At 39.5% G+C, this 25,804-nt stretch carries 23 protein-coding genes and 2 pseudogenes; 13 read left to right on the top strand and 12 right to left on the bottom strand.

Annotation, left to right across the window (positions count from 1 at the left end; all coding sequences use genetic code 11):
• Positions 1-72: 72 nt before the first annotated feature.
• The 9 genes and pseudogenes from FCN14_RS03820 to FCN14_RS03780 all read left to right on the top strand — a co-directional run bounded on the left by FCN14_RS03820 (position 73) and on the right by FCN14_RS03780 (position 9,066).
• Complete coding sequence (locus tag FCN14_RS03820) at positions 73-372, top strand: hypothetical protein (protein ID WP_138429756.1); 300 nt, start codon at positions 73-75, stop codon at positions 370-372.
• 1 nt (position 373) lies between these two features.
• Positions 374-605, top strand: a pseudogene (locus FCN14_RS03815) (helix-turn-helix transcriptional regulator).
• A 231-nt stretch (positions 606-836) separates the two neighbouring features.
• Positions 837-2,606, top strand: coding sequence for a response regulator (locus FCN14_RS03810; protein WP_138429755.1), 1,770 nt, complete (start codon positions 837-839; stop codon positions 2,604-2,606).
• Between the two features lie 280 nt (positions 2,607-2,886).
• Positions 2,887-6,333 carry a two-component regulator propeller domain-containing protein gene (locus tag FCN14_RS03805; protein WP_138429754.1) on the top strand — a complete coding sequence of 1,149 codons (3,447 nt, stop codon included), beginning with the start codon at positions 2,887-2,889 and terminating at the stop codon, positions 6,331-6,333.
• 58 nt (positions 6,334-6,391) lie between these two features.
• Positions 6,392-7,819 carry an ATP-binding protein gene (locus FCN14_RS03800; protein WP_138429753.1) on the top strand — a complete coding sequence of 476 codons (1,428 nt, stop codon included), beginning with the start codon at positions 6,392-6,394 and terminating at the stop codon, positions 7,817-7,819.
• Positions 7,820-7,991: 172 nt separating this feature from the next.
• Positions 7,992-8,081 carry a two-component regulator propeller domain-containing protein gene (locus tag FCN14_RS16065; protein WP_138429752.1) on the top strand — a complete coding sequence of 30 codons (90 nt, stop codon included), beginning with the start codon at positions 7,992-7,994 and terminating at the stop codon, positions 8,079-8,081.
• 18 nt (positions 8,082-8,099) lie between these two features.
• Entirely contained in the window at positions 8,100-8,303 is a 204-nt protein-coding gene (locus tag FCN14_RS16060) for a two-component regulator propeller domain-containing protein (RefSeq protein WP_138429751.1), read from the top strand.
• Positions 8,304-8,453: 150 nt separating this feature from the next.
• Positions 8,454-8,591: pseudogene (locus FCN14_RS16055) on the top strand (hypothetical protein); the annotation flags it as partial.
• Between the two features lie 55 nt (positions 8,592-8,646).
• On the top strand, positions 8,647-9,066 hold the full coding sequence (locus FCN14_RS03780) for a DUF1761 domain-containing protein (RefSeq protein ID WP_138429749.1): 420 nt from the start codon (positions 8,647-8,649) through the stop codon (positions 9,064-9,066).
• 5 nt (positions 9,067-9,071) lie between these two features.
• On the opposite strand, the gene FCN14_RS03775 is transcribed toward FCN14_RS03780, so the two are convergent.
• From FCN14_RS03775 to FCN14_RS03765, 3 genes are read right to left on the bottom strand one after another with little or no spacing between them, the layout of a single operon-like run.
• Positions 9,072-9,755 carry a LytR/AlgR family response regulator transcription factor gene (locus tag FCN14_RS03775; RefSeq protein WP_205720054.1) on the bottom strand — a complete coding sequence of 228 codons (684 nt, stop codon included), beginning with the start codon at positions 9,753-9,755 and terminating at the stop codon, positions 9,072-9,074.
• Positions 9,752-10,798 carry a sensor histidine kinase gene (locus FCN14_RS03770; protein ID WP_138429748.1) on the bottom strand — a complete coding sequence of 349 codons (1,047 nt, stop codon included), beginning with the start codon at positions 10,796-10,798 and terminating at the stop codon, positions 9,752-9,754. The genes FCN14_RS03775 and FCN14_RS03770 overlap by 4 nt, the downstream gene beginning before the upstream one ends.
• Complete coding sequence (locus tag FCN14_RS03765) at positions 10,798-11,445, bottom strand: LptM family lipoprotein (RefSeq protein WP_138429747.1); 648 nt, start codon at positions 11,443-11,445, stop codon at positions 10,798-10,800. Before FCN14_RS03765 ends, FCN14_RS03770 begins: the two co-directional genes overlap by 1 nt.
• Positions 11,446-11,654: 209 nt before the next feature.
• Here FCN14_RS03765 and nfo point away from each other — a divergent pair, with 209 nt between their 5' ends.
• Entirely contained in the window at positions 11,655-12,497 is an 843-nt protein-coding gene (nfo, locus tag FCN14_RS03760) for a deoxyribonuclease IV (protein WP_138429746.1), read from the top strand.
• A 5-nt stretch (positions 12,498-12,502) separates the two neighbouring features.
• Here the strand turns inward: nfo and FCN14_RS03755 are convergent, their stop codons facing one another.
• The 4 genes from FCN14_RS03755 to FCN14_RS03740 form a co-directional block, all read right to left on the bottom strand.
• Positions 12,503-13,246 (bottom strand): class I SAM-dependent methyltransferase, encoded by a 744-nt coding sequence (locus tag FCN14_RS03755; protein WP_138429745.1) that lies wholly within the window; start codon positions 13,244-13,246, stop codon positions 12,503-12,505.
• Between the two features lie 6 nt (positions 13,247-13,252).
• The gene (locus FCN14_RS03750; RefSeq protein WP_171032795.1) at positions 13,253-14,125 is read right to left on the bottom strand and encodes a DUF1684 domain-containing protein; all 873 of its coding nucleotides are present in this window, start codon (positions 14,123-14,125) and stop codon (positions 13,253-13,255) included.
• Positions 14,126-14,199: 74 nt separating this feature from the next.
• Positions 14,200-14,814, bottom strand: coding sequence for a hypothetical protein (locus FCN14_RS03745; RefSeq protein WP_138429743.1), 615 nt, complete (start codon positions 14,812-14,814; stop codon positions 14,200-14,202).
• Between the two features lie 3 nt (positions 14,815-14,817).
• A complete protein-coding gene (locus FCN14_RS03740; protein WP_138429742.1) occupies positions 14,818-15,837 on the bottom strand; it encodes a glycosyltransferase family 2 protein in 1,020 nt (339 codons plus the stop codon).
• A gap of 111 nt (positions 15,838-15,948) precedes the next feature.
• On the opposite strand from FCN14_RS03740, the gene FCN14_RS03735 reads away from it, so the two are divergent.
• Positions 15,949-16,452 (top strand): metallophosphoesterase family protein, encoded by a 504-nt coding sequence (locus FCN14_RS03735; RefSeq protein ID WP_138429741.1) that lies wholly within the window; start codon positions 15,949-15,951, stop codon positions 16,450-16,452.
• A gap of 57 nt (positions 16,453-16,509) precedes the next feature.
• On the opposite strand, the gene FCN14_RS03730 is transcribed toward FCN14_RS03735, so the two are convergent.
• Positions 16,510-17,982, bottom strand: a complete 1,473-nt coding sequence (locus tag FCN14_RS03730) for a phytoene desaturase family protein (protein WP_138429740.1) — start codon at positions 17,980-17,982, stop codon at positions 16,510-16,512.
• 199 nt (positions 17,983-18,181) lie between these two features.
• Between FCN14_RS03730 and FCN14_RS03725 the strand changes: the two genes are divergently transcribed.
• Both FCN14_RS03725 and FCN14_RS03720 read left to right on the top strand, forming a co-directional pair.
• Positions 18,182-19,678 carry a S10 family peptidase gene (locus tag FCN14_RS03725; protein ID WP_138430702.1) on the top strand — a complete coding sequence of 499 codons (1,497 nt, stop codon included), beginning with the start codon at positions 18,182-18,184 and terminating at the stop codon, positions 19,676-19,678.
• Between the two features lie 18 nt (positions 19,679-19,696).
• Positions 19,697-20,839 carry a lactonase family protein gene (locus FCN14_RS03720; protein ID WP_212747559.1) on the top strand — a complete coding sequence of 381 codons (1,143 nt, stop codon included), beginning with the start codon at positions 19,697-19,699 and terminating at the stop codon, positions 20,837-20,839.
• Positions 20,840-21,001: 162 nt separating this feature from the next.
• Here the strand turns inward: FCN14_RS03720 and rlmD are convergent, their stop codons facing one another.
• From rlmD to FCN14_RS03700, 4 genes are all read right to left on the bottom strand, one after another.
• Entirely contained in the window at positions 21,002-22,411 is a 1,410-nt protein-coding gene (gene rlmD, locus FCN14_RS03715) for a 23S rRNA (uracil(1939)-C(5))-methyltransferase RlmD (protein ID WP_138429739.1), read from the bottom strand.
• A 10-nt stretch (positions 22,412-22,421) separates the two neighbouring features.
• The gene (locus tag FCN14_RS03710; RefSeq protein WP_138429738.1) at positions 22,422-22,970 is read right to left on the bottom strand and encodes a cyclic nucleotide-binding domain-containing protein; all 549 of its coding nucleotides are present in this window, start codon (positions 22,968-22,970) and stop codon (positions 22,422-22,424) included.
• A gap of 76 nt (positions 22,971-23,046) precedes the next feature.
• Positions 23,047-25,485 carry a BamA/TamA family outer membrane protein gene (locus FCN14_RS03705; protein WP_246043092.1) on the bottom strand — a complete coding sequence of 813 codons (2,439 nt, stop codon included), beginning with the start codon at positions 25,483-25,485 and terminating at the stop codon, positions 23,047-23,049.
• 62 nt (positions 25,486-25,547) lie between these two features.
• Positions 25,548-25,802, bottom strand: a complete 255-nt coding sequence (locus FCN14_RS03700; protein ID WP_138429737.1) for a DUF2795 domain-containing protein — start codon at positions 25,800-25,802, stop codon at positions 25,548-25,550.
• Positions 25,803-25,804 lie beyond the last annotated feature (2 nt).

Raw genomic sequence — 25,804 nt, 5'->3', positions numbered from 1 at the left:
GGATGGCCAACAACCATTGAAGCGCATGCAGATTATATCTCAGGTTTATTCTGGAAGGTTTTGGTAATTGCGGTGGTTATTGAATTAGCGATAGAGGGCTTAAAAGAGATCAATTCAACCGGGGCTTATGAAGATGAAGGCGATGAAAAAATTCAATCAGTGGGATATAGAAATGCCTATTATTTTTTGATGGCATCGCTTGTCATATTGGCATTGTATATTTTTCTAAATAATTTGGGACAAGAGATATTTGAAGATCAGCTGGTTTTATCCGTTCCATTTTTATCACTGCACCTGTTAGTCATGATTTTCTTTATTGCTGATATAACAAAGGCCGGTACCCAGTTATATTTCTACAGAAAACATATTTGATATGGATAAGAATCCTATTGATAATAACATTAGCTTATTACGTTTTAAGAATGGGGAGATGACTCAGCAGCAGTTAGCAGACAGGGCAGGAGTTACACGTCAAACGATTCATGCGATTGAAGCTGCTAAATATTCTCCTTCTTTAGAATTTAGCTTTTCGGATTGCCAGGGTATTTAATCTATCTATTGAAGAAGTATTTAACTATCCCTCTAACAACATTGAAACGAATTAAGATTATAATATCACCAATCGAATAATCAGATTGAGTTATTAGGGCAAAATTGATTTTCGATTAATTATTTCTAAAATCTGACGATAATATTGTAGTGTGAGTAGAGTTAAGACGTAAAAATATTTTTACAAAGATTTTATTATATTAATGTTACATTGGTTCAGGTTTTAAAGAAGTGTGTAGGGTCAGGTTTTGAAATAATAATTGGGACGATTGTAAACATCAGCAAATATGGGGCATAATCATATTTTAATAGTCGATGATAATGAATCTATCCATGAGGATATTGAGACTATATTATCGAACTCCAGTGGGGATTCTGATCCTGAACTTCAGCAAATTGAAGAAGATCTTTTCAGTGATGGAAGTGAAAAGAAAAAGGAGCCTGTTGCGCAAGTTGAGTATGAGATTGACCATGCCTACCAAGGAGAAGAAGCTGTTGAAAAGGTAGCTAAGGCTCAGGAAAGTGACAATCCCTATTCATTGGTATTTATGGATATCAGGATGCCACCGGGCATAGATGGGATACAGGCGATTAAAAGAATTTGGGATGATTATCCATATACCGAAGTTGTAATTTGTACAGCCTATTCAGACTATTCGCTGGATGAGATTATACAAAATCTGGGAACAACGGATAAGCTATTGTTTATCAAAAAGCCATTTGATGCTACTGCTCTTAAGCAGACAGCCTTAACTCAAACTACCAAGTGGCAGCTCCAGCAAGAGGCTATTTCTTATACAGAAAAACTAGAAGAGAAGGTTAATGAACGTACACAGCAGCTCAATGAATCGGTAGAAAAGTTTAAAAAGATGAAAGAAAAGGCCGAAGAAGCATCGGCTACGAAGAGCATCTTTTTAGCGAATATGAGTCACGAAATTCGCACACCCATGAATGGGGTTATTGGAATGAATGACCTGTTGATGGAGACCGATCTTGATGAGGAGCAAGAAGAACTTTCACGGCTGGTAAAGCGTAGCGCAGAATCATTGCTACGCGTTATTAACGACATTTTAGACTTCTCCAAAATTGAAGCAGGAAAGATGGATATTGAAGAGATTCCATTCAATATCCGTAATGTTATTAAAGAAGTTGTTGAGATAATAACATATTCTACTGAAGAAAAAGGTCTGGATATAACATATTCTGCAGATGAGGATATTCCTCAAAAATTGCTTGGAGATCCCACGCGACTGCGTCAAATATTACTCAATTATGGTAGTAATGCCGTCAAATTTACCGAAGAAGGATATGTTGCATTTAATATCGATTTAATTGAATCAGAGGAAGATGAACACTTGGTACAATTTTCGGTAGAGGATACTGGAACGGGAATATCCGAAGATAAACAGTCAGATATTTTTGGATCGTTTTCACAGGCTGATTCATCTACAACGCGCAAATTTGGGGGAACCGGACTTGGGTTGGCAATTTGCCGGCAACTGGCAGAACTTATGGACGGAGAAGTTGATGTGGAGAGTGAACTCGGAGAAGGATCAACCTTTTATTGTACTATTCCATTTAAAGATGTTGAAGAAGAGACAAATGAAGTCCAGACAGGCAGAGAAGAGGAGAAAGAAGAGAAAGCTTTCCTTTCTGAAGATATGAAGATATTGGTTGCCGAAGACAATGAAATAAACCAAATGGTTGCAACCAAAATATTAGAAAAAGAGGGGCTTGATGTTGAAATCGTAGAGAACGGTCTTGAAGCGGTTAAGGCTGTCAAAGAAAATGATTATGCTTTTGTCTTGATGGACATCCAGATGCCTGAGATGGACGGTTATGATGCCACTAGAGCAATAAGGGAAATGGAGGAGGAAACCGGTAAGCATATACCCATTATCGCCCTTACGGCTTCGGCTATGGAAGAAGATCGCAAACTTTGCCTGGACGCCGGCATGGACGATTATGTACCTAAGCCTGTTGACAGGGAATATCTGATGAAAGCTTTGAAAAGAACATTAACTCAAGGAAATACGTCACAGGTTACTACGGGTTAGTTTGGGTAACCGAGTGATTTATGATAGCTGAAAGATGTAGTTCATGTTAACTTCTATTCCACCAGGTGTCAATGGAGGGAATATGAGTAGAGTATTTTGCTGGTAAACAATTAATTAAAATCTAATATCAGGGTACAGGGCAGATAACAGTCTTGATTTGTTTAAGGGAGATATGATACTCCCTGAAAATATGAACAACGCAAGGTTTTCCATGATAAAGCTACAAGATAATGTGGCAGTTATGGAACCTATTTTGCCCCAGTAATCAAATAAGTTATAAATGAATAGATTGACTCCGTACGTTCTGAGTGTTTTACTCCTCCTTTTGCTGAGTTCACCCAGTTACTCCCAGGTAGATAGTGTAAAGTTCAACCACCTTGGACTTGATGATGGGCTTTCTCAGGTCACTGTTACATCCATATTACAGGATGACAAGGGATTGTTATGGTTCGGAACCGTTGGTGGATTAAATCGCTATGACGGGCAAAATATGCTTATCTACAGGAGTGACTTAACAGATCCCAACACTTTGAGTAACCAACAGATTACGGATATGTGTAAGGATCCGGACGGTAATTTTTGGATCGGTAGTTCAAACGGTATTTCATTTTTTAATTTGAAAACCGAACAATTCCTCCGGTATTCTGATGAGTATGGGCCGGGTCAGGTTAGCCATAATGAGATTAATAGCATATACTGTGATGCAGACGGAACAGTTTGGGCAGCTACAGACCGAGGACTGAACAGCCTGAAGAATAAACAGGAAGGTTTTAACCGCCAGTATTTTGCGCCTGAGGGAACTGAGGAGATGAATGATTTTCAGGCGGTATACCGCGACCGAGCCGGAAGATTATGGGTTGGTTCTTTTGGAGCGGGGCTGTATTACCTGGATTCTGAGACCGATAAGCTGGTTCAGAGTCCGATTTCTAAATTACAGGATAAAGTGGTAAATGCTATTTATGAAGATCGTCAGGGATACTTATGGGTAGGCACCAATAATGGGGTTATTCGGATTAATGAGGATGAGACAACAGTAAAAATATTTAAAAATATTCGTGGTGAATCGACCTCTTTGAGTGATAATACAGTTAATGTTATTTATCAAGACAGTAGAAAAAATATTTGGGTTGGTACCGAGAATGGTTTGAATTTATTTCATCCTCAAAGTGGTAACTTTAGTCGGTTTAATAACGATCCCAAGGATGAACAAAGTATTGGATCGAATCGGGTACATAGTATCTATGAGGACAATCACAATACCCTTTGGATAGGAACCTGGACAGGGGGGCTCAGCAAGTTTAGCTACCACCGGAAAAATTTAAAGCATTACCTCTATACCCCTAACGACCCCAACAGCTTAAGTGATAACAGTATCCTTGATTTTTATGAAGGAGCTGATAACAATATTTGGATTGCTACTGACAAAGGTCTGAATCAATTTGATCCTAAGACAAAAAAATTCAGTCATTACTTTAATGAGCAGGGAGATCCTAATACTTTAAGTAGTAATCGGATCTATAATATAGAACAGGATCAAAACAAAGACTTATGGGTAAGTACCGCAAATGGACTGAATCACTTTGATCCCCAGTCGGGAGATAATAAACGTTATTATCATGAACCGGGAAATCCTAATTCGCTTAGTTACAATGCTCTTTGGGGACTTGATATTGACCATAAGGGGCATGTTTGGATTGCTACAAGGGGAGGGGGACTGGACGTACTAAATCCTGAAACAAATACTTTTAAGCATTATAATCATGATCCCAATAACCCCCAAAGCATAAGTGGTGCCTTTGTTTCTGATGTCTATGTTGACAGCAAGGGTCAGGTCTGGATAGGTACCCGGGGAGGACTTGATCTATATCAGCCTGAGACCGACTCATTTAAAAAATTTCCGCGTTCATCTGATAATCCACACAGCCTCGACGATAATATGGTGATGGATTTCTATGAAGATTCCAAAGGACGTCTATGGGTAGGATCTATGATGGGAGTAACCGTACTCGATATTGAAACCCATGAGGTGCTACAATACTTTTCGCGAAAAGACGGCCTGCCTGATGATACCATCTGGGGTATAACCGAAGATGAAAATGGCACTATCTATTTAACGACTACCTTTGGTTTAGCTGTTTGGAATGCCGAAAACGAAACCTTCGATCTATTTGATAAGAGAGACGGATTACAGGCAAATGAATTCAACGCTGGTGCTGCACTTACTGCTTCGGATGGGAAAATTTATATAGGCGGAATTAATGGGTTCAATACGTTTTATCCTTCCGACCTGGAAGGAAATCCCCATCCACCACCCGTAGTTATAACTGAATTTCAACTCTATAATGAGAAGGTACCTGTCCGTGATACAGCCAATGCGGATGAGACCTATGGTGATATCCTAACAAAATCTATTACCTATACCGATACACTTACATTATCGCATGCTGATGACGTCTTTTCCTTTGAATTTGCCGCTTTGAATTATACCATACCTGAAAAAAATAAGTACGCTTATAAGATGGTAGGCTTTGAGGAAGATTGGAACTATGTGGGAAGTCGTAACTTCGCTACATATACGAACTTGCCACCAGGTGAATATACTTTCCGGGTGAAAGCCGCAAATAGTGACGGAGTTTGGAATGAAGAAGGGACTGCTCTTACCATTAATATAATGCCTCCATTTTGGCAGACAACATGGTTTTACTTGTTTGCTTCAGTATTTATTATTGGCATTGTATTTACCGGGTACAAGATAAAAGTACGCAGGTATAAAGAGTATAGTGAACGGCTGGAACAAGAGGTAGCAGATCGCACATCGGAACTAAATAATAGAAATGAAGAGCTTAAAAATGCTCTCGAAGAACTTGAAAAAGCAAGAGATGAAGTAGTAGAAAAAGCTCATAAAGCCGGTATGGCCGACCTCGCGACCGGAATTCTGCACAATGTGGGAAATATTTTGAATAGCGTAAATACTTCTGCAGCTCTTATTGAAGATACTATGAAGCATTCAAAACTGCAGGGGCTATTGCAGGCAAACAACGTTTTACGAGAACATGTGGAGGATATTGAAGATTTTGTTGCCAATAATCCTAAAGGCAAGAAGTTGATGCAATATTATTTAAAACTGGAAGAACCTCTTAAAAAAGAGCAGCGCAAGGTTATTAAACAATCGAAGCGATTAACGGAAAAAATCGAGCTTATTAATGAGGCCATAGCAGCACAACAAAGTTATGCAGGAGCAAGTATGTATGCCGATCATATTTCGCTTGGAGAGATGATTCAAGATGCCTTAACGCTACAAGCCGGATCTATTGACCGTCATGGATTAACAGTTGATAAAGATTTGGAATCTGTAGATCCGATTATTGCCCAACATTCAAAACTGATGCATGTACTTGTAAATCTCATTAAAAATGCGAAAGAAGCAATGGCGGGCAATCGTCCGGATAATAAAGTATTAAACATAAAAAGTTGGCAGGATGATGATAGAGTGTTTTTGTCGATTTCTGATAACGGTTCCGGAATTAAAGACGTGAATCTTAAAAAGGTATTTAATCATGGGTTTACTACTAAAAAAAGTGGCCATGGTTTTGGGTTACATAGCTGTGCTAATTATATGAAAGAGATGGGAGGAGACATCGAAGTAGAAAGTGAGGGTAAGGGGCAAGGAGCTACTTTTACTTTAGTTTTTTCCAAAGCCGAAGATAATAAAGATGAAGAGAAATAATAATATATCCCGGGTCAAGAACAGCAATTTTATAACCCAGAGGGTGTAACTAAGTTATATGCCATCATTTTTTAGCGGTCTTAAATTGGGTGATGCACATCGTTTGGCACGTGCTAACTACATTCCGCGAATGGTGGGGTTCATTGCTTCTTTTATTATTATTGGTCTATTAGTTAGAGAGAGGGGATGGTCCAGTTGGTATTTTTTCTTCCTAACAATATCACTGTTAGTCTATCCCAATTTTATTTTTTTGTTATCCAAGCTAAAGTCCGGCGATAAACAAGTTGAATTATTGGCAATGAGATTTGAATCAGTGATGATTGGCTTTTGGATTGCTGCCATTGAATTTTACTTGTGGCAGTCATACGCTTTTTTAGCCGGAGGCCTTATTACCAATACAATGATTGGAGGGTTTAAACAGATGTTTGAAACACTAACCTTGTTTATAGTAGGAGCTCTTCTTGGAGGGCTGGTAATGGGGATAAATTTTAGCTTGGAAGCTCCTTATTATATCGACATTATTGTTATGGTAACGCTTATCCTTTTTATAATTAATGCAGCAGCCTCTTTTTACAGCCAAGCACGAAAGCTAGCGGGAATGCGTAGCAAGATGGAAGAAAAGAATGAAACGCTTAATGAAACGGTCCAGAAGCTTAAATCAACAAGAAATGAATTAGTTGAAAAAGCTCATAAGGCCGGTATGGCCGATTTAGCAACGGGAGTACTCCATAATATCGGCAATATCTTGAATAGTGTTAATATATCAACATCGGTTATCAATGAAACGCTGGAGGAGTCAAAAATTCCGAAAATTCGGCAAGCCAATGAACTTTTGAATGAAAACAAAGATGATTTAAAAGAGTTTATTACTGAGGACTCACGGGGACCAAAGTTATTGAACTATTACCTAAAACTTGATGAGCCCTTATATAAGGAGCATGAGAAACTGAGAGAGCATTGCGATAGGCTAAATGAAAAGGTTAATTTGATGTTGGAAGTGATTGATGCTCAGCAAGACTACGCAAAAGTTGGGCGTATTGTGGAAGAAGTTCAGCTAGAAGAGATCATCGAAGATACTCTTAAACTGCAAGCAGGCAGTATTGAACGCCACGAATTGCATATTAAAAAAGAGTTTCAAGATACTGATGTTGTCAAAGTACAAAAGAGTAAGCTGATACACATACTGGTTAATTTATTTAAGAATGCTAAGGAGGCTATGACCAATGTTAACAGAGATAAGAGAGTGTTGACTATTGGGACCAAACAGGATGAGAAGCATATTTATATATTTGTTTCAGATAATGGGGAAGGAATAACGGAAGAAAACAAAGAAAAAATATTTAATCACGGATTTACTACAAAGGAATCGGGGCATGGCTACGGCTTGCATACCTGCGCTAATTATATGACCGAAATGAGTGGTAAGATTCAGGTAGAAAGTGAAGGACAAGGAACGACGTTTACATTGTATTTTCCAAGAATTTAGAAGGAAAGCATTCAAATAGGGTGTTTATAACAGCTTTAGGAATAGTAAATAATGGAAATTCAAAGCCGAAAAGTAATATAGGGCTTTGCCATATTAGCTTTGGTATTATCAACTAACTTGGTGCAGGGGCAACATCCCAAGATTAATCAGTTTCATCAGTTAACGCCGGTAGATGGGCTTTCCCAAACGTTCTGTTTATACAACCCTGCAGGATGAACAAGGGTATATGTGGTTCGCAACTCAGGATGGTTTAAATAAATAATATGGATATGAGTTTTCAGTGTTTAGCCATTATTCTGAAGACAGTTTTAGCATTAGCTCAAATGAGGTTCGAACATTGTATGAAGATGACACGGGTGATATCTGGGTTGGAACTTTGGCCAGAGGATTCAATCTATATGATCGAGGAAGAGATCGTTTTATTCAGTTCAAAGGAGAAGTTAATAAACGTCATCAAACTTTGAGTGTTAATATTAAAGAATAAACGTTACACAAGCCGGCTTCGGAACGGATCATTTCTATCAAATCCTGGCAAAAAAATGATAACCTCTATTTATCCATATCAGATAATGGTACTGGAATTAAAAAAGAAAACTTGGGGAGTATATTCACTTAAGGTTTTACAACAAAAGATGATGGTCATGGTTTTGGATTACTCAGCAGTGCTAACTACATTGCAGAAATGGGAAGCAGTATTGAAGTTAAGAGTGATGGAGAGGGAGAAGGGGCTACATTTATCTTAACATTGCCTGCTACAGAAAATTACCAGTAGGGAAATCTTCAAAATGTTGCTGTCTAAAAACATTTAACTAAAGCAAAGGGGAACTATGGATTTATCCAGCATTAATATGTGGGCCGTTTTAGTAGCTACACTTTCAACCTTTATGGTAGGGTGGTTATGGTATGGACCACTTTTTGGTTCGGCATGGTTGGAAGTGGTAGGGTTAAGTGAAGAAAAACTAAAAGAAGCGAATATGGCTAAAATATTTGGTTTGGCTTTTGTTTTTGAACTCATTATGGCACTAAATCTGGCTCTCTTTTTAACGGGGTCACCCGAAGCAGCCTCAAATATAACGGCCGGCACTGGGGCCTTATATGGATTTTTAACCGGATTCGGATGGATCTTTTTTGCCCTTGCTGTCAATAGTTTATACGAGCGTAGATCTTGGAAGTATATTGGAATAAACGGTGGCTACTGGAGTGTTGCTTTTACGATAATGGGGCTTATTATTGGATCCTGGAAATAGGTCCATTACGATATATTGAATCTGCTTTTAACTTTTTCACGGTAAGTTCCCCCTATGGGAATCTCATCTGTACTCAGAATAAGGCGATTGCCTTCCAGGTAGTTGACTTTATCGATGCATACAATAAAAGATTTGTGTACGCGCATAAAGTTAGACGGTAATTTTGTTTGGATATTCTTCAATGTTTCGTAGGTCGTCAACTTTTTATCAGAGATATGGATCGTTATATAATCTCCTAACGATTCGATATATGAGATGGAATCACTATCGATTCGGTATGTTTTGTGGTCGGCTTTTATAAAAAGGGTATTTTGTTGATTATCGTTCTGAACCCGATCCTCATATTTTGAAATTGCCTGCAGGAACCGTTCGAATGAAAATGGTTTGAGCAGGTAATCAATTACATCTAGCTCGTAGCCTTCCAAGGCATATTCGTCATAAGCAGTAGTTAAGATAACCTCCGGCGGGTTTCTCAGTGACTTTAAAAAGCTAATTCCCGAGAGGGTGGGCATGTTGATATCTAACAGTAATAAATCAGCGTGGTGATCAGTGAGGTAGCTTCGAGCCTGGAGCGCGTCGTCACAGCTTTTGAGTAGCTCTAGCCTTGGAACATCTGAGATATAACGCTCCAGTATCTGCTGGGCAGAAGGTTCATCATCAACAATTAGACAGGTGATAGTATTACTCATAGTAGTTCCAATTCTAAATCAACTTCAAAAAAACGATCATTTCGTTTAATGTCGAGGTTGTACTTATTCTCATAAAGCAACACAAGGCGGCGTCGTACATTTTCGAGTCCTAGTCCATTCGATATTTTGGGCAGTTCATGATCTTGAGAAATTCTGTTTTTCGTTTGCAGGCGAAGCTTCTGCTCCTCAATGGATAAAGAGATATCTATGGAGTCGTTTTTGAGGGGTGTGCTGCCATGTTTAAAACAGTTTTCAACAAATACCACAAGCAGTAAAGGGGCAATAGTTAGATTTTTGGGGCTGCCGGTCACCGAAAAATGAACCCTTTCAGGATGGTGGGTTCGGCTTTTATAAAGAGCCACAAACTTTTCGAGGTATTCAATCTCTTCCTCTAATGGTACTTTCTCATGATTCATCCGCTGGATTGCATAGCGCAAAAGCTCAGAAAGCTGAAGTACCGCAGGGGCTGTCTGGGATGATTTTTTAACGGCCAGAGCATAAATGTGATTGAGACTATTAAATAAAAAATGAGGATTTATTTGAGCTCGCAATGCTTTGAGCTCTGTAGCTATTTTTTCCTCTTTTATTTCGGCTAATGATTGCTGCATTTCAGCTTCCCTGAACCAGCTCCGTGATAGTTGCAACAGGGTTGTGATGCCCGTGAATGCCAGTATATATTGTAAAATTTGGTACCATTCAAAGTATGAGATGAAATAATAGTCGGGAAAGAGCCAGTCAGACAGATATTCGTAGGTAAGAATATTAAACCAGGTGGCTCCCAACATGGTAAGGGTTATTAACCCGAGGTACCCAACGTTTCTTTTATGAGCCAGCAAACGGGGAATAAGTGCAAAGCTGTTTATGATTACCGCCCCCCATATACTCAGCATAAATAGGCCGGTATATATAAGATCAATCTTTTTAATGGTACCATCGTAGGAAAAATGCTTTGTTAATACGAAGTAACAAAGCATCCAGAATAAAAAATACTGTACCCAGTGGTTGCTTAAAAAAGCAGTGGTATAGGTCTTAAGGCGGTCCACTAATCATTTATTTTGTTGAAAATAAGTTCATCCCCGTCATAGGCTTTTGGGTTATCTCCATACTTGCGGATAAATGCTTGCAAGTCGTTGGTAGAAGCCGTTAGCAAAAAGTTATCAAAAGAGACTTCATGTTTAATACGAATTTCTCTTTTTTTGATCAATTCCTTGATCCATTGCTCCCGAAACTGGTGCATTACAATTTTATCGTCATGCAGATCAACTTTTACAAAAAGGTGTACCGGGTATGAAAAGTTGTCCGCAGAGAAACCTGGATATTTATATAAATCCAAATAGTAGTTTTTATCAAGCTTTACAAGCCCGCCTACGAAAATTTCTGAATCTGCCTCGCCAATATCTGACTCAACAATCAAGTAGGTATTATCAAGATTAATCTCCTCAAAGGCCGCAATAAGACTATCATCCTCTTTGATACCAAGTGTGTCGCGAACCTGTTGATTTACTTTCAGGTCTTGTAGATGAAATACATTATAAACATCACTGCTTCCCTTTTTTTTCCACTTACCGGACAACTCTTCTTTTACCACCAAATCGTCAGGATTATAGAGGGGATGCACCGAAGGAATGCCACAACCGGTAAGAATGAAAAGGAGAAGTAGAACCGGGATACTATATGTTATTTTTTTCATGATTTATGGCTTTGTTGCGATTGAACTGTCCTCAACTAATGAAATTATAGGATGTCTCAAAAGGGGTTTTCGATGAACACCTGTTTTGACACGATGAATTCTCTTAAATGATTATAATATCGGGAGTGATTCATCAGAAAGCGGTTGAAATTGCTACTTCTTTTGAATTACTTCTCTCGTGTCCTAAAAAGAATTTAACCCACAGGTTTATGAAATATATAGGAGCCCATGTAAGTGCCGCAGGTGGTGTAGAAAACGTCCCGGAACGGGCAGATAAAATTGGAGCTAAAGCGTTTGCCCTTTTTACTAAAAATCAGCGCAGGTGGGAGGCTCCGCCGCTTACCCCAGAAAGTATAGAGGGATTTAAACAGAAGTGTGCAGATCTTAATTATAAGATGGATTACGTGATGCCTCACGACAGCTATTTGATTAATCTGGGCCATCCTGATGAGGATAAATTACAGAAATCAAGAAATGCTTTTACCGTTGAATTAAAGCGATGTGAGCAGCTTGGGATAGAACTATTGAATTTTCATCCCGGTAATCATTTAAGCAAAATTAGTGTTGATGAGTGTCTGCAACGAAATTCTGAGTCCATAAATCGGGCACTGGAGCAAACAGAGGGCGTAACTGCTGTTATCGAAAATACCGCCGGGCAGGGCACCAGTATCGGTTATAAGTTTGAATACCTGGCTGAAATCATTGATGGCGTAGAAGATAAAAGCCGTGTTGGCGTTTGTATCGATACATGTCATGCCTTTGCTGCGGGATATGATATGTCAACGGCCGAAGGATACCAACAAATGATGACTGAATTTGACCAAACCGTAGGGTTTGAGTATCTGAAAGGAATGCACTTAAATGATTCGCAAAAAGAGCTGGGAAGTCGGGTAGACCGCCATGCCAATATTGGGGAGGGAGAGATCGGGACAAAAGGCTTTGAATTACTAATGCAGGATGACCGCTTTGATGATATCCCGATGATACTGGAAACACCTAATACCGAGCGATGGCCCGAAGAGATTGAGCTACTCTATCAAATGGCAGACTAAGCTTCTTAACGGGCGGCTATGCGTCCCAGTCGCATAAAGATGGGAAAGGAAACCTCTATTTTTTTATTTCCCGGAAGTTTAGATTTTAGCTTATTTATTGTTTTTGGAACTGGGTTATACCCTTGATTACTTTTCATCTTTTGGATGGCTGACCAACTGTTGAAATAGCCTTCCAGTTCATCTATCGACCACGAAACAGTATACTCTAAGTTTGGGGTTTGGATCTCCTCAAAGGGGAAGGGGATGGTTCGGTAATACTGGTCCAGGTATTGACGGTTTTCATTGAAATAGGTACCAAAAGCCTCTTCATACAGGGCTTTTAAAATGGGATCCACCTTATCACCAATACTAATCATGCTATAGCCAATAACGGCCAGCATTCCACCAGCTTTTCCCACCCGACAGACCTCATCATAGAATTCATCAAAGCTAAACCAGTGAATAGCCTGGGCAACAGTGATTAAATCAAAATGATTGGCTGGCAGACCTGAGTTTTCGGCAGGGGCAATGGAATAACTGATATTCTCTGTTTCGGGGGCATGTGCTAACTGTTCCTGGCTAATATCAGTAGCTGTCACATGATTAAAGTTTTTTGCCAGCTGTTTGGCAACTTGCCCCGAACCGGTGGCACAATCCCATGCTCTTTCGGTAGCCTGTAAGTGATTATAAATAATATTGTAGAGCTCAGGGGGATAGTGAGGTCGATACTTTGCATAGAGATCTGCTTGTTCCGAAAAACGTGAACCCATAATAATTTATTTAGAACCTTCGTAGACCTTTTCGCCTGCTGTAATTGTCATATCTAATCGGTTTTCGGGAGGGGGTAAGGGACAGGTGGCAAAATCAGTAAACACACAGGGTGGATTGTAAGCTTTATTGAAATCAATATGTGTGTAGCCATCTTCATTGGGAGTGGGGATATAGATATATCGTCCTCCGCTGTATGTGCTTTCTCCATTTGTTTTGTCTCCCAACACGATGAAAAATTCATCATCCTTTTGAGGATGGCCAATAGGTAATATGCTATAGTTTTCTCCATCCATTGAAAATTCAAGGGTTCCATAGATCGTTTCCTCATAGGTATCTCCTAAAATATCTGGTATGGTCAACGTTTGGGGATTATCAAAGGGTTTAAAGTAGGCTTTAATGTTCCACTCTTGGGAAACTGGAAACCTGTCAATTCCGTTGAAAATTGATAAATTTGGGTGCTTTTGGTCTTTTAATCGGATATAATAGTGCCCTCTTCGTTCAATGATATACCAGAGAAAGGTTTGGTGTTGCAAGATGGTTGTCTCATCCGAGGAAATAGGATTCAGCTTTATAGATGAAATTCTGGAACTGTCATGTAAAACATTAATGCCATCTCGGATATCAATATAAAAGGTACTGTCTTCTCTGGTGATTGTTCCTATGTTACCTGCTGATTTAGGAGGGAATATAATATCATTTGTGGAATCGGATCCGAAACTAAGGTTTTTTTTCTTCAAGGGATACAGCCCGGCCAACGTTAACCAGCTGTCATTTTCTTTCAAAGAGGTTACCCGCTCTTGATGCCAGCTGTCAATTTTCTGCTGATACTCTTTTTGAGATTTTTGAGGTTGGTGATCATGGCATGATGTAAAAATCAATAATAGTGATATACCGAATAGGACATAAACTGAATAATGAATGGAGATACCTCTCATGGCAATGATTAATGTTATTAGGTGTCTAAATTAAGGTCTATTGAAACTTCAGCCGGTTGTTTAGGAAATAGCGGAATTACTAACGCCCAAAGATAACAAATGGTTCCTAAGGCCACGAAACAGAGGGCAAAGGTAAGATCATGTTCCAGGATATTGATTTGTGTTAAGAGGTTATACCAATCATGCGATTCTTTACCAAGTCCACCAATAAGTGGCAGTTGTCGGGCTCCGCCGTCAGCGGCATAACCAGCTACATCCAGCCAGCTAAAACCTAGCAGTACAAGAGAGAATTGCATGCCCCTCTTTTTCCTGTTAAACCAGTAATATGCGAATATTATCAGTGGCAGAATAATTTGGAATAGCGATCCCCCCAATATGGTTATAAAGCGTAGCCCGAAAAGACCAAAAAAAGTGTGGCCGGCTTCATGTACAATCAATAAAAAATTATCGACAAAAATATAGACGATATTTAAAGGGAAGGGGTAGTCGTAGTTAACCGCAAAAAATATGTTATACCGAAGGGCCCAATAGATCTGATGTAATGAATATATCAGAAAAGGGAAAATAAGCAGAGAACTCCACCACTTTTTTAAGAGTGATAGTGCTAACGTCTTAAGTTTTTTTACTTCCATTTTTCAGATAATATTTTGGAATATTTTCCTTCCCTTGACGAAGTATTCATGAATAATACTAACGGGTAACAGAGTTTCAGGATCGGTAATAACGGTACGCTGCTTTTGTAACTGTTTCCGCTTTTGTTGCGTGTTATGGAAAGATCGCCAAAAATGCATATGCGCACGAGCAATGGCTTTAAATTCTTCCCAGTTTCCACTTAGCAGCGAACGAAAAGAAGCTACAATATCAAGGAGGTAGCGTCCTGCAAATCGCCAGATGTAGGTATCACTGCTGCTGTTTTTCCAGAGCATCCTGAGATTATTACGATAGTTGTAATATACCTTACGGGGAGACCCCATTGCCATTGATCCCCCGCCCAGATGGTAGACGGTACTGTTGGCACAGTATCGAACTTTGTGACCGTTATTCCAGAGTCGCCAACACAGGTCAATCTCTTCCATATGGAATTCGAAATCCTCATCAAAAGGACCGACTTCGTTAAATACCTTTTTTCGAATAGCCAGTGCTGCTCCGCTGGCCCAAAAGATATCGGCATTATCGTTATATTGCCCCCGGTCTTTTTCGACGGTATCAAAAATTCGTCCTCGGCAAAAAGGATAGCCAAAACGGTCAATAAATCCACCGGCTGCCCCGGCATATTCAAAATGGGAGGGTTGATCATCAGAAAGCATCTTCGGTTGTGCCGCAGCTACGGAAGAATTGTTTTGAAAACATTGTGCGAGTTCATTGAGCCAAGTAGGGGTAACACGAACATCATTATTCAAAAATAAAAGAATATCCCCTTGAGTATATGAAACAGCACGGTTATTCCCGCCACAATAGCCATAGTTCTTATCAAACTCAGCGATCTTTACATTGGGGTAGTGTTTCCTGACCCATGCCTTGGATCCGTCCTTAGAAGCGTTATCAGCTAAAATTATCTCAAAATTCGGGTATTCTGTTTCAGCAACACTGGGTAAATACTTTTTGAGATGGTGTAGGGCGTTCCATGAAACAATTATAATACTAAAAAAGGGCATATTAGATTTTGAATAATAAATAAATTGTTTTTCTTGCAAGGGATTACCGCATTCACATATACTTATAAAATGAATCCCTATCATTTAGCTGAAAATGATAAAGAATAATCTATGATCAAAGTAGGATTAATATCGGATACTCATTCTTATCTAGATCCACAGGTTTTTGACTTTTTTGAAGACCGGGATGAGATCTGGCATGCCGGGGATTTTGGAACCCTTGAAATTGCTGATAAGCTGTTAGAAATAGCTCCGCTTATTGGGGTATATGGAAATATCGATGGGCAAGATATTCGTCAGGAGTACCCACTGCATCAGCGTTTTGATCGCCAGGGCATTGATTTTTGGATGACCCACATCGGAGGTACGCTTGGGCGTTATTGTTTGCCTATCCGAGAAGAAATGGAAAATGATCCCCCGGACGTATTTATTTGTGGACATTCCCATATTCTAAAGATTGGCCGGGATCAGCAAAAAGATAAAATGTTATTTATAAACCCCGGGGCAGCTGGCCGGCATGGATTTCAGGTTTATCGTACTTGTGTACGGTTTGCTATCGATGAGGGCAAAATACAGGATGTTGAAGTGATTAATTTGGGAGAAAAGGGAGCATAGTATTCGGAGCCTTGATATGCTGCATGCCTCATTAGTAAGAAATTAGGATTTGATAGCTTATTCGAAGCGGCTTATAAGTTCACAGGCGTGAAATGCTGAAAGGGTAACAAGGGGAATGCCGCCCCCCGGATGAGTACTGCCGCCTACCAGGTATAACCCCTTCACTGAACGAGATTTGTTGCGGGGTCGTAAAAATGCGGCCATTTTACTATTGGATGAGGTCCCATAAATACTACCTTTATTACTGCGATATCGTTTATAAAAATCCTTGGGAGTAATGGTCTCGCTATAGGTTATATGTTCTTTCAGCTTCTTAAGCCCTCGTTTTTGGAGCGATCTAATTACTTTTCTTGTATAGGATGCTGTTTCCGTATCCCAATCATAATTATCGCTTAGATAGGGAGCATTAACCAGGATAAACAGATTGGACCCGCCTTTCGGTGCATCTTTGGGATTAGAATAGGAAGTATTGGCAATGTAGATAGTGGGATCGTCCGGCATCACTTTTTCTTCAAAGATCTGCTCAAATTCATATTTGTAATCATCAGAAAAGAAGATATTATGATGCGATAGCGCACTATATGTTTTGTCAATGCCTAATAAAAGTACAAAACCAGAGCACGAAGGCTCGAGTGAATTCATTTTTTTCTTTTTTAAAAAAGGGAGTTCATCATTGGGGAGAAAGTTCAGGTATGTTTCGGCAGCATCTGCATTTGATACCACAATTTCTGCTGAATGGAACTCACCGGTGTTCTCTCTGATTCCAGATACGGTACTGTTATCTGTTTCTATAGCTGATATATTGGTTTCATACTGAATAGAAACACCTAGTTGGTAGGCAAGCTCAGTTAATGCTTCAACCAAAGTATAAATTCCCCCATCAATATAAAACCCACCCATAGCTAGTTCTACGTGGGGAATAACATTGAGCGTGGCCGGTGCTTGGTAGGGTGATGATCCATTATAAGTAGTAAAGCGCTTAAAGAATTTTCGAAGCATAGTCGATTCGAACATTCGATCAATACGCTCAGATACGGTCTTGAATGCGTCAATCTTAAAAAAATCAGTAAGGTCTAATGAGTTTAAATCCGAAAGACCGTAGAGAGGATTAAAAAGGAACGCATCTTTTGTATGGTTATAAAGTTTGGCAGCATATTCATGAAAATCGATAAAGGCTTGAACGTCCGTGGGTGCATATTTCTGAAGTTGTGCTATATTAACTTCTTTCTTTTGATAACAGTCAAACTGGGTTCCATCCGGGTAGAAATATCTGCAGATGGGATCTATGGGTTGAATATCCAAGTAGTCTTTGAGGTTTTTACCACACTCTTCAAATAGTTTGTCGAGGATAAAGGGCATAGTTAGCAGTGAGGGGCCAGTATCGAACCGAAAACCAGAGGCCCGAACCTCATTAATTTTTCCTCCGGGCTTTGCATTTTTCTCAAGAATGGTAACCCGGTGTCCTTCTTTGGCCAGCAGGCATGCAGTAGTAAGTCCGCCAAGACCGGCACCAATAATTTTTATATCCATAAAAAGTATTATAAGAATTTTCTAAAAGGTAATCGTTATTTAAATGGATTACCTTCGTACATTGAAGATTTTTAACAAGATTTGACAGTTTAATAATCCCATAAATTTGTAACTGAGTTTATGGCAACTATTTTAATGATCTGTTATTTAAGGTTATTACTTTTTTTATTAATAAATAAGTTGGGTTATGGATGCTAAAATGGAAGACAATCGCTCGTTCTATCCTATGGTTTTTGGGATGTTGTTACTGCTAAGTTCATCACCGTTATTTGCTCAGAATGTTGAAGTGAATATTGATACAGCGGTTACTACTGATCATGAACAACGGATTAACGGAGAGGAGGTTTCTTATTCTGCTACAGTTGGCCATCAGCCGGTATGGGATGAAGATGGAAAACCTATAGCCTCTCTTTTTTATACTTATTATAAACGTACTAATGTTGATGATACGGAACGACGTCCACTGGTAATATCATTTAATGGCGGACCCGGATCGGCTTCCGTTTGGATGCATATCGGTTACACCGGCCCCAAGAAAGTTAAAATTAGTGATGAGGGATTCCCGGTCCAACCCTATGGGGTCGAAAGCAACCCCCATTCAATTTTGGATATAGCAGATATTTTATATGTAAATCCTGTTAATACCGGTTTCTCCAGAATTGTTGATAAGGAGGTTAAAAAGGAAAAGTTCTTTGGTGTCAATGCTGATATCGATTATTTGGCTGATTGGATCGATACTTTCGTCTCGCGTAATCAACGGTGGAGGTCACCTAAATTTTTGATAGGTGAAAGCTATGGTACAACTCGAGTTTCCGGGCTTGCAAAAGAACTGCAGAATTCTCAGTGGATGTTCCTGAATGGGATTATACTAGTTTCACCAACAGGACTTGGTATCGATCGGGACGGTCCGGTAGGGGATGCCCTTACGTTACCATACTTTACAGCTGCAGCCTGGTACCATGAGGCCTTGCCAAACGCACTGCAACAGCAAGACCTTGCTGACATATTACCCGAAGTAGAAGCCTATACAATTGATAAATATATCCCTGCTTTATCAAAAGGAGGAGCACTTGAGGATTCGCAGAAGCAAAAAGTGGCTGAGAAAGTGGCTTATTATTCCGGTATTTCTAAAGGCGCAATACTTGATCGTAACCTGAGTATATCAACGTCATTTTTTTGGAAAGAGTTGTTACGCGATGAAAAAGAATTAACTATAGGTCGCTTGGATTCCAGGTATAGGGGGCAGGATCCCCAGAGTGGGGGAGAGCGCTATACGTATGATCCCGCGCTAAGCTCTTGGAACCATGCATTTACTCCTGCTATTAACCACTATCTACGCAACGATTTAGGATATGAAACAGATCTTCAATACTGGCTATTCGGTCCCGTGCATCCGTGGGATCGCGAAAATAATAGAACCGGCCAAAACCTGCAGTCGGCAATGAATGAAAATCCTTTTCTGAATGTAATGGTGCAGTCGGGATATTACGATGGCGGAACTCCGTATTTTGATGCTAAATATACGATATGGAATATGGATCGTAGTGGGAAGCTGCAAGACCGTATCCAGTTTAAAGGCTATCGAAGCGGGCATATGATGTATTTACGTAAAGAGGATCTTGAATCTGCTAATGACGATATTAGAACATTTATCAAGCAGTCGATACCAAAAGATGGGGTACCTGCTAAATACTAACATTTGAGAGTAGTACTTATGAACCATTTTAGAATTTTGATGCTGGCAATATTTGTTATTTTCAGCGGATGGGCTTGTAATACAACAGATACCTCCTCCGATTACTTTCTTTTTGTAGGAACTTATACCAGTGAAGCCAGTGAAGGTATCTACCTGTATACTTTTGATACGAATACAGGGACTATCGATTCCATAGGAGTGACCAAGGGTGTTGATAACCCATCCTATCTAACATTATCCGAGGATCATTCCAACCTATATGCCGTCAATGAAGCTGCTGATTCGGCTAATTCAACCGTTAGTGCATTTTCATTTGATAAAGAAAAGCAAGAGCTCATGTTTCTGAACAAACAGTCCAGTATGGGCGGTGCTCCATGTTATATCAGTACTGATAATAAAGGGAAGGCTGTATTTGTGGGTAATTATGTTGGTGGCAATGTTTCACTCTATCCCATACGCGATAATGGTACATTGGCAGAGGCCACGATGACGATCCAACATCGGGGAAACAGTATTAATAAAAATCGGCAAAATAGCCCACATGTACACTGTACTATACTTTCTGCTGATGGAAATCATTTGTTAGTGACTGATTTGGGAACCGATAAGGTGTATGGCTATGCATTCGATCGTAAAACAGTTAGTTTGGATTCTAAACCTGCTTTCAGCTCTGCTGCAGCTGCCGGTGCTGGTCCTCGTCATATTACGAACCATCCTAAAAATAGTTTTTCGTATTTGATAAATGAGCTTAATGGAACGGTCTCAGCTTTTAGCTATCAAGGGGATTCTCTTCGTCCTATACAGACTACCAGTACTCTCCCAGAGGGGTATAAGGGACCTAAAACTGCTGCTGATATACATATTTCTCCTGATGGTCGATTTCTGTATGCGTCGAATCGTGAGAATCTAAATGATATTGTTATTTATAGCATTGATCAGCAAGAGGGAACGCTTACCAAAGTGGGAAGGCAATCAACAAGAGGGATACATCCCCGGAACTTTACGATTGATCCTACAGGAAATTTCTTGCTTGTGGCAAATCGTAAAACTGATAATATCGTGGTTTTTAAACGAGATAGGGAAAATGGACTTTTAGAGTCTACAGAGACAGAGATAAAGGTTTCTCAGCCTGTATTCCTAAAGCTAATTCCAGCAGATTAGTTTTAAAGGACTTCCAAAAACTGCCTGGTAAAAACACCTCATAGGGAGTTATGCTTTCGTTAAAAGGACAAACATAGGGTGTGCGTATAACCGAAAGCAAGGTACAGATATTTGTAGAAGTCCCTTTTAATAAATGGCCCAAGTAGTTATCCTTGTACCGAATTATTTTCTAAGGGCCAGTTTAGCCACTGTTTCTATGTGATAGGTCTGTGGAAACATATCTACCGGTTGAACTTCCTGTATCTCATAAACTTCGTTAAGTTTTTGGAGATCACGTGCCATAGTCGAACTATTACAGCTTACATATACTATTCTAGGTACTTTTAGCTCTTTAAGACGATCGACTACATCAGGGTGCATGCCGGCACGTGGGGGATCGGTAATTAAACAGTCAGGTGCGCCAAATTTATTGGTAACCGCCTCGGTGAATACATCTTTCATGTCGCCCTTAATAAATGAGACATTTGCAATATTATTCACTTCCGCATTTCTCCGGGCATTTTTAATTGCTACTTCCTCCAGTTCAATTCCCACTACTTTTTGTGCTTTGTCACTTAGGTATATTGTCAAAGTTCCAACTCCACAGTAGAGATCATAGATAATATTATCAGCTTCTATGTCAGCAAACTGTTTAACAACCTCATACAGCTGTTCGGCTTGTGGGGTATTGGTTTGGAAGAAGGCATTAGCATCAATATTGAAGTGATAGTCACCAATCTTATCCGTAATATATCCTGGTCCGTAAATAACTTTTTCGTATCGGCCTTCGGAAGTAGGGGACTTGGTATCGTTTACATTATTGATGATAGTTGTAATTTCAGGAAATTCTTCACGTAGGGCTTTAGCAAGTGCCTCGATTAATCCCTGATCGTCCTGATAGGTTACAACATTAACCATCAAATCATCGGTGTAAAAAGCCTTTCTGATGATTAAATTGCGCATAAAACCCTTATTCTCAATTCGGTTAAAGGGCGCAATATCATTTTTTATACACCACTGCCGAAAGAAATCCATTATTTTATACGAAATGGGATCTTGGAGGTGGCATTCTCTGATGTTTAAGATCTTATCGAAACGACCCGGTGCGTGTAACCCTACCGCGAAACAACGGTCATCTACATATTCATCACGATTCACTTCTTCTTGACTTAGCCACCGTTTGTGCCCAATGGAGTACTCCATTTTATTGCGATAGTAAAAAGGGTTATCGCAACTGATAATGGGACTCACTTCGAGGTCAGTCAGACCCCCGATGCGATGTATGTGATCACGCACCTGATCTTGCTTAAACTCTTTTTGATGCTTGTAAGAAACATGCTGCCAGCTACATCCTCCGCAATTTTTAGCGTGTTGGCATTTGGGATCGATACGATAAGGGCCTTCTTCAAGAACCTCTAGCAGTTTTGCTTCGGCATAATTCTTTTTCTTTTTCATGACCCGTGCCTTGATACGGTCGCCGGGTGCGGTATTGGGAACGAAAACAGCTAATCCATCAATTTTACCAATGCCCTTGCCTTTATATGCTGCATCATCGATTTTGAGTTTAATATCATTTCCTTTTTTTAATGCCATTCGAGTAATGCTAAAGAGTATTTTCGTTTTCTTTGTTTAAATATGTTTTAAACTGCAGAGAAAAGGCGTGTTCGGCAGAACTCACTTTTTTTAGTTCTTTCGTTACAATTTCAAGCTGTTTCATAGAGATCATAGCTAATGTTTCCATAAATTTTACAGCAATACTGGGATGACGTTTTTTCAAGGTCTCAAAATCCGGTTTAAAAAATCCCATCAAAACACAGTCGGTTAGGCACTTTGCACTACTAATGCGCCTCAGTTCATAACCAATTGACAGTGCACCAAAGCTTTCAGGTGATTCAATAGTACAGCTTTGGGCTTCATCCTCTGCGCCAGGTTCTGGTTCTACTATAAGCTCTACTTTACCTTCTTCGATAAAATACATACCAGTACCGGGATCTCCCTGGTAATAAATATGCTCATTCTCTTTGTATTTACGACGATGGCAGTATTGTAGAAACTCTGATCGTTCCAGGGTAGTCAGGTTTTTGAGAAAACGGGAGTTGAAAATGATGTCTCCCTTATTTTTGACTTTCCCAAACTTTTTAGATCCGAACATTTAACTATGATTTAATGAAAGAGTTATACCGACAATCTCAATGCTGTGAAGTACTAAATCAACTTAAAAAAAGAATTTAGAATGAATGACCGATACCAAAACTAAAGTATAACTTTTTATCTTCAAACCAACCTTTTTGCAAGTCATGAATCCGAAAGGCAAAATCGAACCGAGCGACTACATATTCCCAGTCGAATCGTAAGCCTAATCCAGAACTGACAGCAATTTGTTTATAGAATTGGTCAAATTTAAACTTACCTAGTTTGAGTAGTCGTTCTCTCTGGCTGGCAGTAGTTTGTTGATTCATTCCGTCAGAAGGGAATTCTGTGCGTGGACCATACCAAGTATTACCAGCATCAGTGAACCATGCAGCAATCCAATCTGCAGATAAAAAGTTGCGAATAAAACGTTGCCGAACTTCGGTTTGTGCCAATAGCTTAATTCCCCCACCGTTGATAGTAACATCATCAAGTGGAATTGCACCGGGACCCAAACTGTAAATATCCCATCCGCGAATATCATTGTTTCCTCCGGCATAAAAGCGTTGGTTTAGTGGGATAGAGGTGCTTTTACCATAGGGGAATGCGAGTCCCAAGAAACCCCGATAACCAAAAACAGCATTATTGGAAATAGGGATATATTTTCGGTAATCAGCTGTTCCTTTTACAAAACGACTATAGGCAAGATTATTTTGGCTACCCGTTATTATAGGTGGTAAATGGCCTTCAAGTGTATTGGGCGTTACAATAAAACGATCAGCCAAATAGGGGATATTACCCCCGACTGCAATAGAATATTCGCTAAAATAGCCATAATCACGTTTGATAAGATCAGTGCGTTTACTCCGAAAGGTGTAACGAAGTATAGATGATACCTGCGGTCGAAAATCTTCCAGTATGCGCTGGTATTCAAAAGAATCTTCTCCAAAATCATTACGCAAGGCTTCCCGAAATTGTGGAGAGGGATCGGTATCCAATAAGTCTAACTCTATGAAATCAAGGAAACTGGAAAAGCGTTCATTGTGCTTTACTTCGTAGCGTAAGTTAAAACGGATATCTGAATTGATATCAAAAAGCAACTGATTAGAGCGACTAAATGAGAGGCCATATCTTGTTCTTCCGTTAGAAAAGAATACATTATCGTTGAGGTTGCTAAACGGGAAAATAAGACGAGGAAGGGTGTAGTTTATTTGTGATTCGAAACTTTGGAAAAACCGACCGTCGTAAGAACCAGAATTTGAGTTGGCAATATCTCGCACAGTTTCGGATGTGACATATTCAAAGCTTCCATTTAAACTTATTTGAAGATTTTCTGCCTTTCCGAAGAGATTATTATTAGTATATGTTACTCCCGCTCCCGAACCAAAACCATATCGCTTCATCCCAAAGAGGTTTAGGTTAATGGAATGTTTAGGGATGGTCTGAAGGGAAAACATAGCAGGTATCTGGTCCTTTGAGTAGTCCGGCAGCCCTCCATCTTCACTAAGCCCAAATTGCCTAAAGGTTAACATGCCTAGGTTTTGAAATTCATTAATGGATCGAATATAAAGTTCGTTATTAAAGGTTTCACCAGGCTTGAAGAGAATCTGATTTGTTAGCAGACTATATTTTGTTTGAGCTGATTTCTTTTTTTGTAGAATTATTTTGGCTTTTCCTGTTGTGTGAGGTTTGCCTTGCAGCGTATCTTGTTGTTGGTAATTGGTGGTATCTCCCTCAGGTCCGGTTAAGGAAATATGCAAATCTCCAAAGGTATACTTCTTTCCAGAATTGATTTTGAACAAAGCATCAAGCTGGTGGCGATTGGTTGAATCATGTCGCATCAATACTCTGACAGAGTCTTTTTGAACAGAAGCATAACCATTGTTTTTCAAAAATGTGATAAGTCGATTACGTTCGCTTGTTAACTCATTTTCAGAATATCGTTTATATACAGTAAAGGTAGAATCGTTGATACTGCTCTTCGTAAGTGGGCTACGGGCAAGAAAGTTGGGTACAAGTGTAGAATCCTCAAAGCTGGGGATACCTGAGTAGGCCAATGTCTGTATATTAAAGGCCTTACTTTCATCAATAAGAAAAGAGACCTCAACACGGTTTTTCTTGAATTCTACAATGTTTGTATCAACCGTTGCTTCTAGATAACCAATAGTTTTATAATACTGTTTAATTCTTTCTATATCGTTGGCTACAGTTGCACGGTTTAAATACGCAGGTTTTTCTCCAAACTTGTCGGTGAGTTGCCAAATAAAATACCAGGGGGTAAATCGGGGAATACCGAGAAATTCGCGATTGGTTTGAGTACGTATAAGAGTTTCAAGGGTATTATCTTTAACATTATCGTTACCCACAAAACGAATGATGCGTACTACATTATCAGTAGTATCACTGCTGGTTATGTTGTTTTGAGATAAAGCAATAGTAGGAGTGCTGGTGGAAATAATTCCGAGCACACATAACGATAAAACGAAAAGGATGATGTCTCGATTCAAAGGGCAAAGAGAGTCATTAAGATTTTCCAAAAAAAAGCGGTTGTAGGATTAGCCCATACAACCGCTTGAAGGTAATGTTATTGTACTACGAATTAAACATCATCATAATTAAATCCTTCATCATCTTCATTATGGAAAAAATCCTCCTTACCAATATAATCGGGCCAAATATCTTCTATACTTTCATATACGACATCTTCTCCTTGTTCAATTTCTTCTAGTTCGTGTAAATTATCGAGCACCTGCTGAGGACTACCATTGCGCTCAGCCCATTCAATAAGTTCATCACGGGTTGCGGGAAATGGTGCGTCATCTAATACGGCTGCTAATTCAACAGTCCAGATCATAA

The organism is Fodinibius saliphilus (assembly GCF_005869845.1).
Taxonomy (GTDB): Bacteria; Bacteroidota; Rhodothermia; order Balneolales; family Balneolaceae; genus Fodinibius; species Fodinibius saliphilus.
The sequence above is the reverse complement of the archived record's forward strand: the minus strand, read 5'-3'. Positions and strand labels throughout refer to the sequence as shown.

Excerpts from the sequence above, each read along its gene's own strand:
- FCN14_RS03735 (WP_138429741.1), top strand. The coding sequence starts at position 15,949 with ATGATCAAAGTAGGATTAATATCGGATACTCATTCTTATCTAGATCCA.
- FCN14_RS16065 (WP_138429752.1), top strand. The coding sequence starts at position 7,992 with ATGGGCTTTCCCAAACGTTCTGTTTATACAACCCTGCAGGATGAACAA.
- FCN14_RS03800 (WP_138429753.1), top strand. The coding sequence starts at position 6,392 with ATGCCATCATTTTTTAGCGGTCTTAAATTGGGTGATGCACATCGTTTG.
- rlmD (WP_138429739.1), bottom strand. The coding sequence starts at position 22,411 with ATGGCATTAAAAAAAGGAAATGATATTAAACTCAAAATCGATGATGCA.
- FCN14_RS03725 (WP_138430702.1), top strand. The coding sequence starts at position 18,182 with ATGGAAGACAATCGCTCGTTCTATCCTATGGTTTTTGGGATGTTGTTA.
- FCN14_RS03740 (WP_138429742.1), bottom strand. The coding sequence starts at position 15,837 with ATGCCCTTTTTTAGTATTATAATTGTTTCATGGAACGCCCTACACCAT.
- FCN14_RS03745 (WP_138429743.1), bottom strand. The coding sequence starts at position 14,814 with ATGGAAGTAAAAAAACTTAAGACGTTAGCACTATCACTCTTAAAAAAG.
- FCN14_RS03730 (WP_138429740.1), bottom strand. The coding sequence starts at position 17,982 with ATGGATATAAAAATTATTGGTGCCGGTCTTGGCGGACTTACTACTGCA.
- FCN14_RS03755 (WP_138429745.1), bottom strand. The coding sequence starts at position 13,246 with ATGGGTTCACGTTTTTCGGAACAAGCAGATCTCTATGCAAAGTATCGA.
- FCN14_RS03780 (WP_138429749.1), top strand. The coding sequence starts at position 8,647 with ATGGATTTATCCAGCATTAATATGTGGGCCGTTTTAGTAGCTACACTT.
- FCN14_RS03810 (WP_138429755.1), top strand. The coding sequence starts at position 837 with ATGGGGCATAATCATATTTTAATAGTCGATGATAATGAATCTATCCAT.
- FCN14_RS03700 (WP_138429737.1), bottom strand. The coding sequence starts at position 25,802 with ATGATCTGGACTGTTGAATTAGCAGCCGTATTAGATGACGCACCATTT.
- FCN14_RS03720 (WP_212747559.1), top strand. The coding sequence starts at position 19,697 with ATGAACCATTTTAGAATTTTGATGCTGGCAATATTTGTTATTTTCAGC.
- FCN14_RS03765 (WP_138429747.1), bottom strand. The coding sequence starts at position 11,445 with ATGAAAAAAATAACATATAGTATCCCGGTTCTACTTCTCCTTTTCATT.
- nfo (WP_138429746.1), top strand. The coding sequence starts at position 11,655 with ATGAAATATATAGGAGCCCATGTAAGTGCCGCAGGTGGTGTAGAAAAC.
- FCN14_RS03805 (WP_138429754.1), top strand. The coding sequence starts at position 2,887 with ATGAATAGATTGACTCCGTACGTTCTGAGTGTTTTACTCCTCCTTTTG.
- FCN14_RS03775 (WP_205720054.1), bottom strand. The coding sequence starts at position 9,755 with ATGAGTAATACTATCACCTGTCTAATTGTTGATGATGAACCTTCTGCC.
- FCN14_RS03710 (WP_138429738.1), bottom strand. The coding sequence starts at position 22,970 with ATGTTCGGATCTAAAAAGTTTGGGAAAGTCAAAAATAAGGGAGACATC.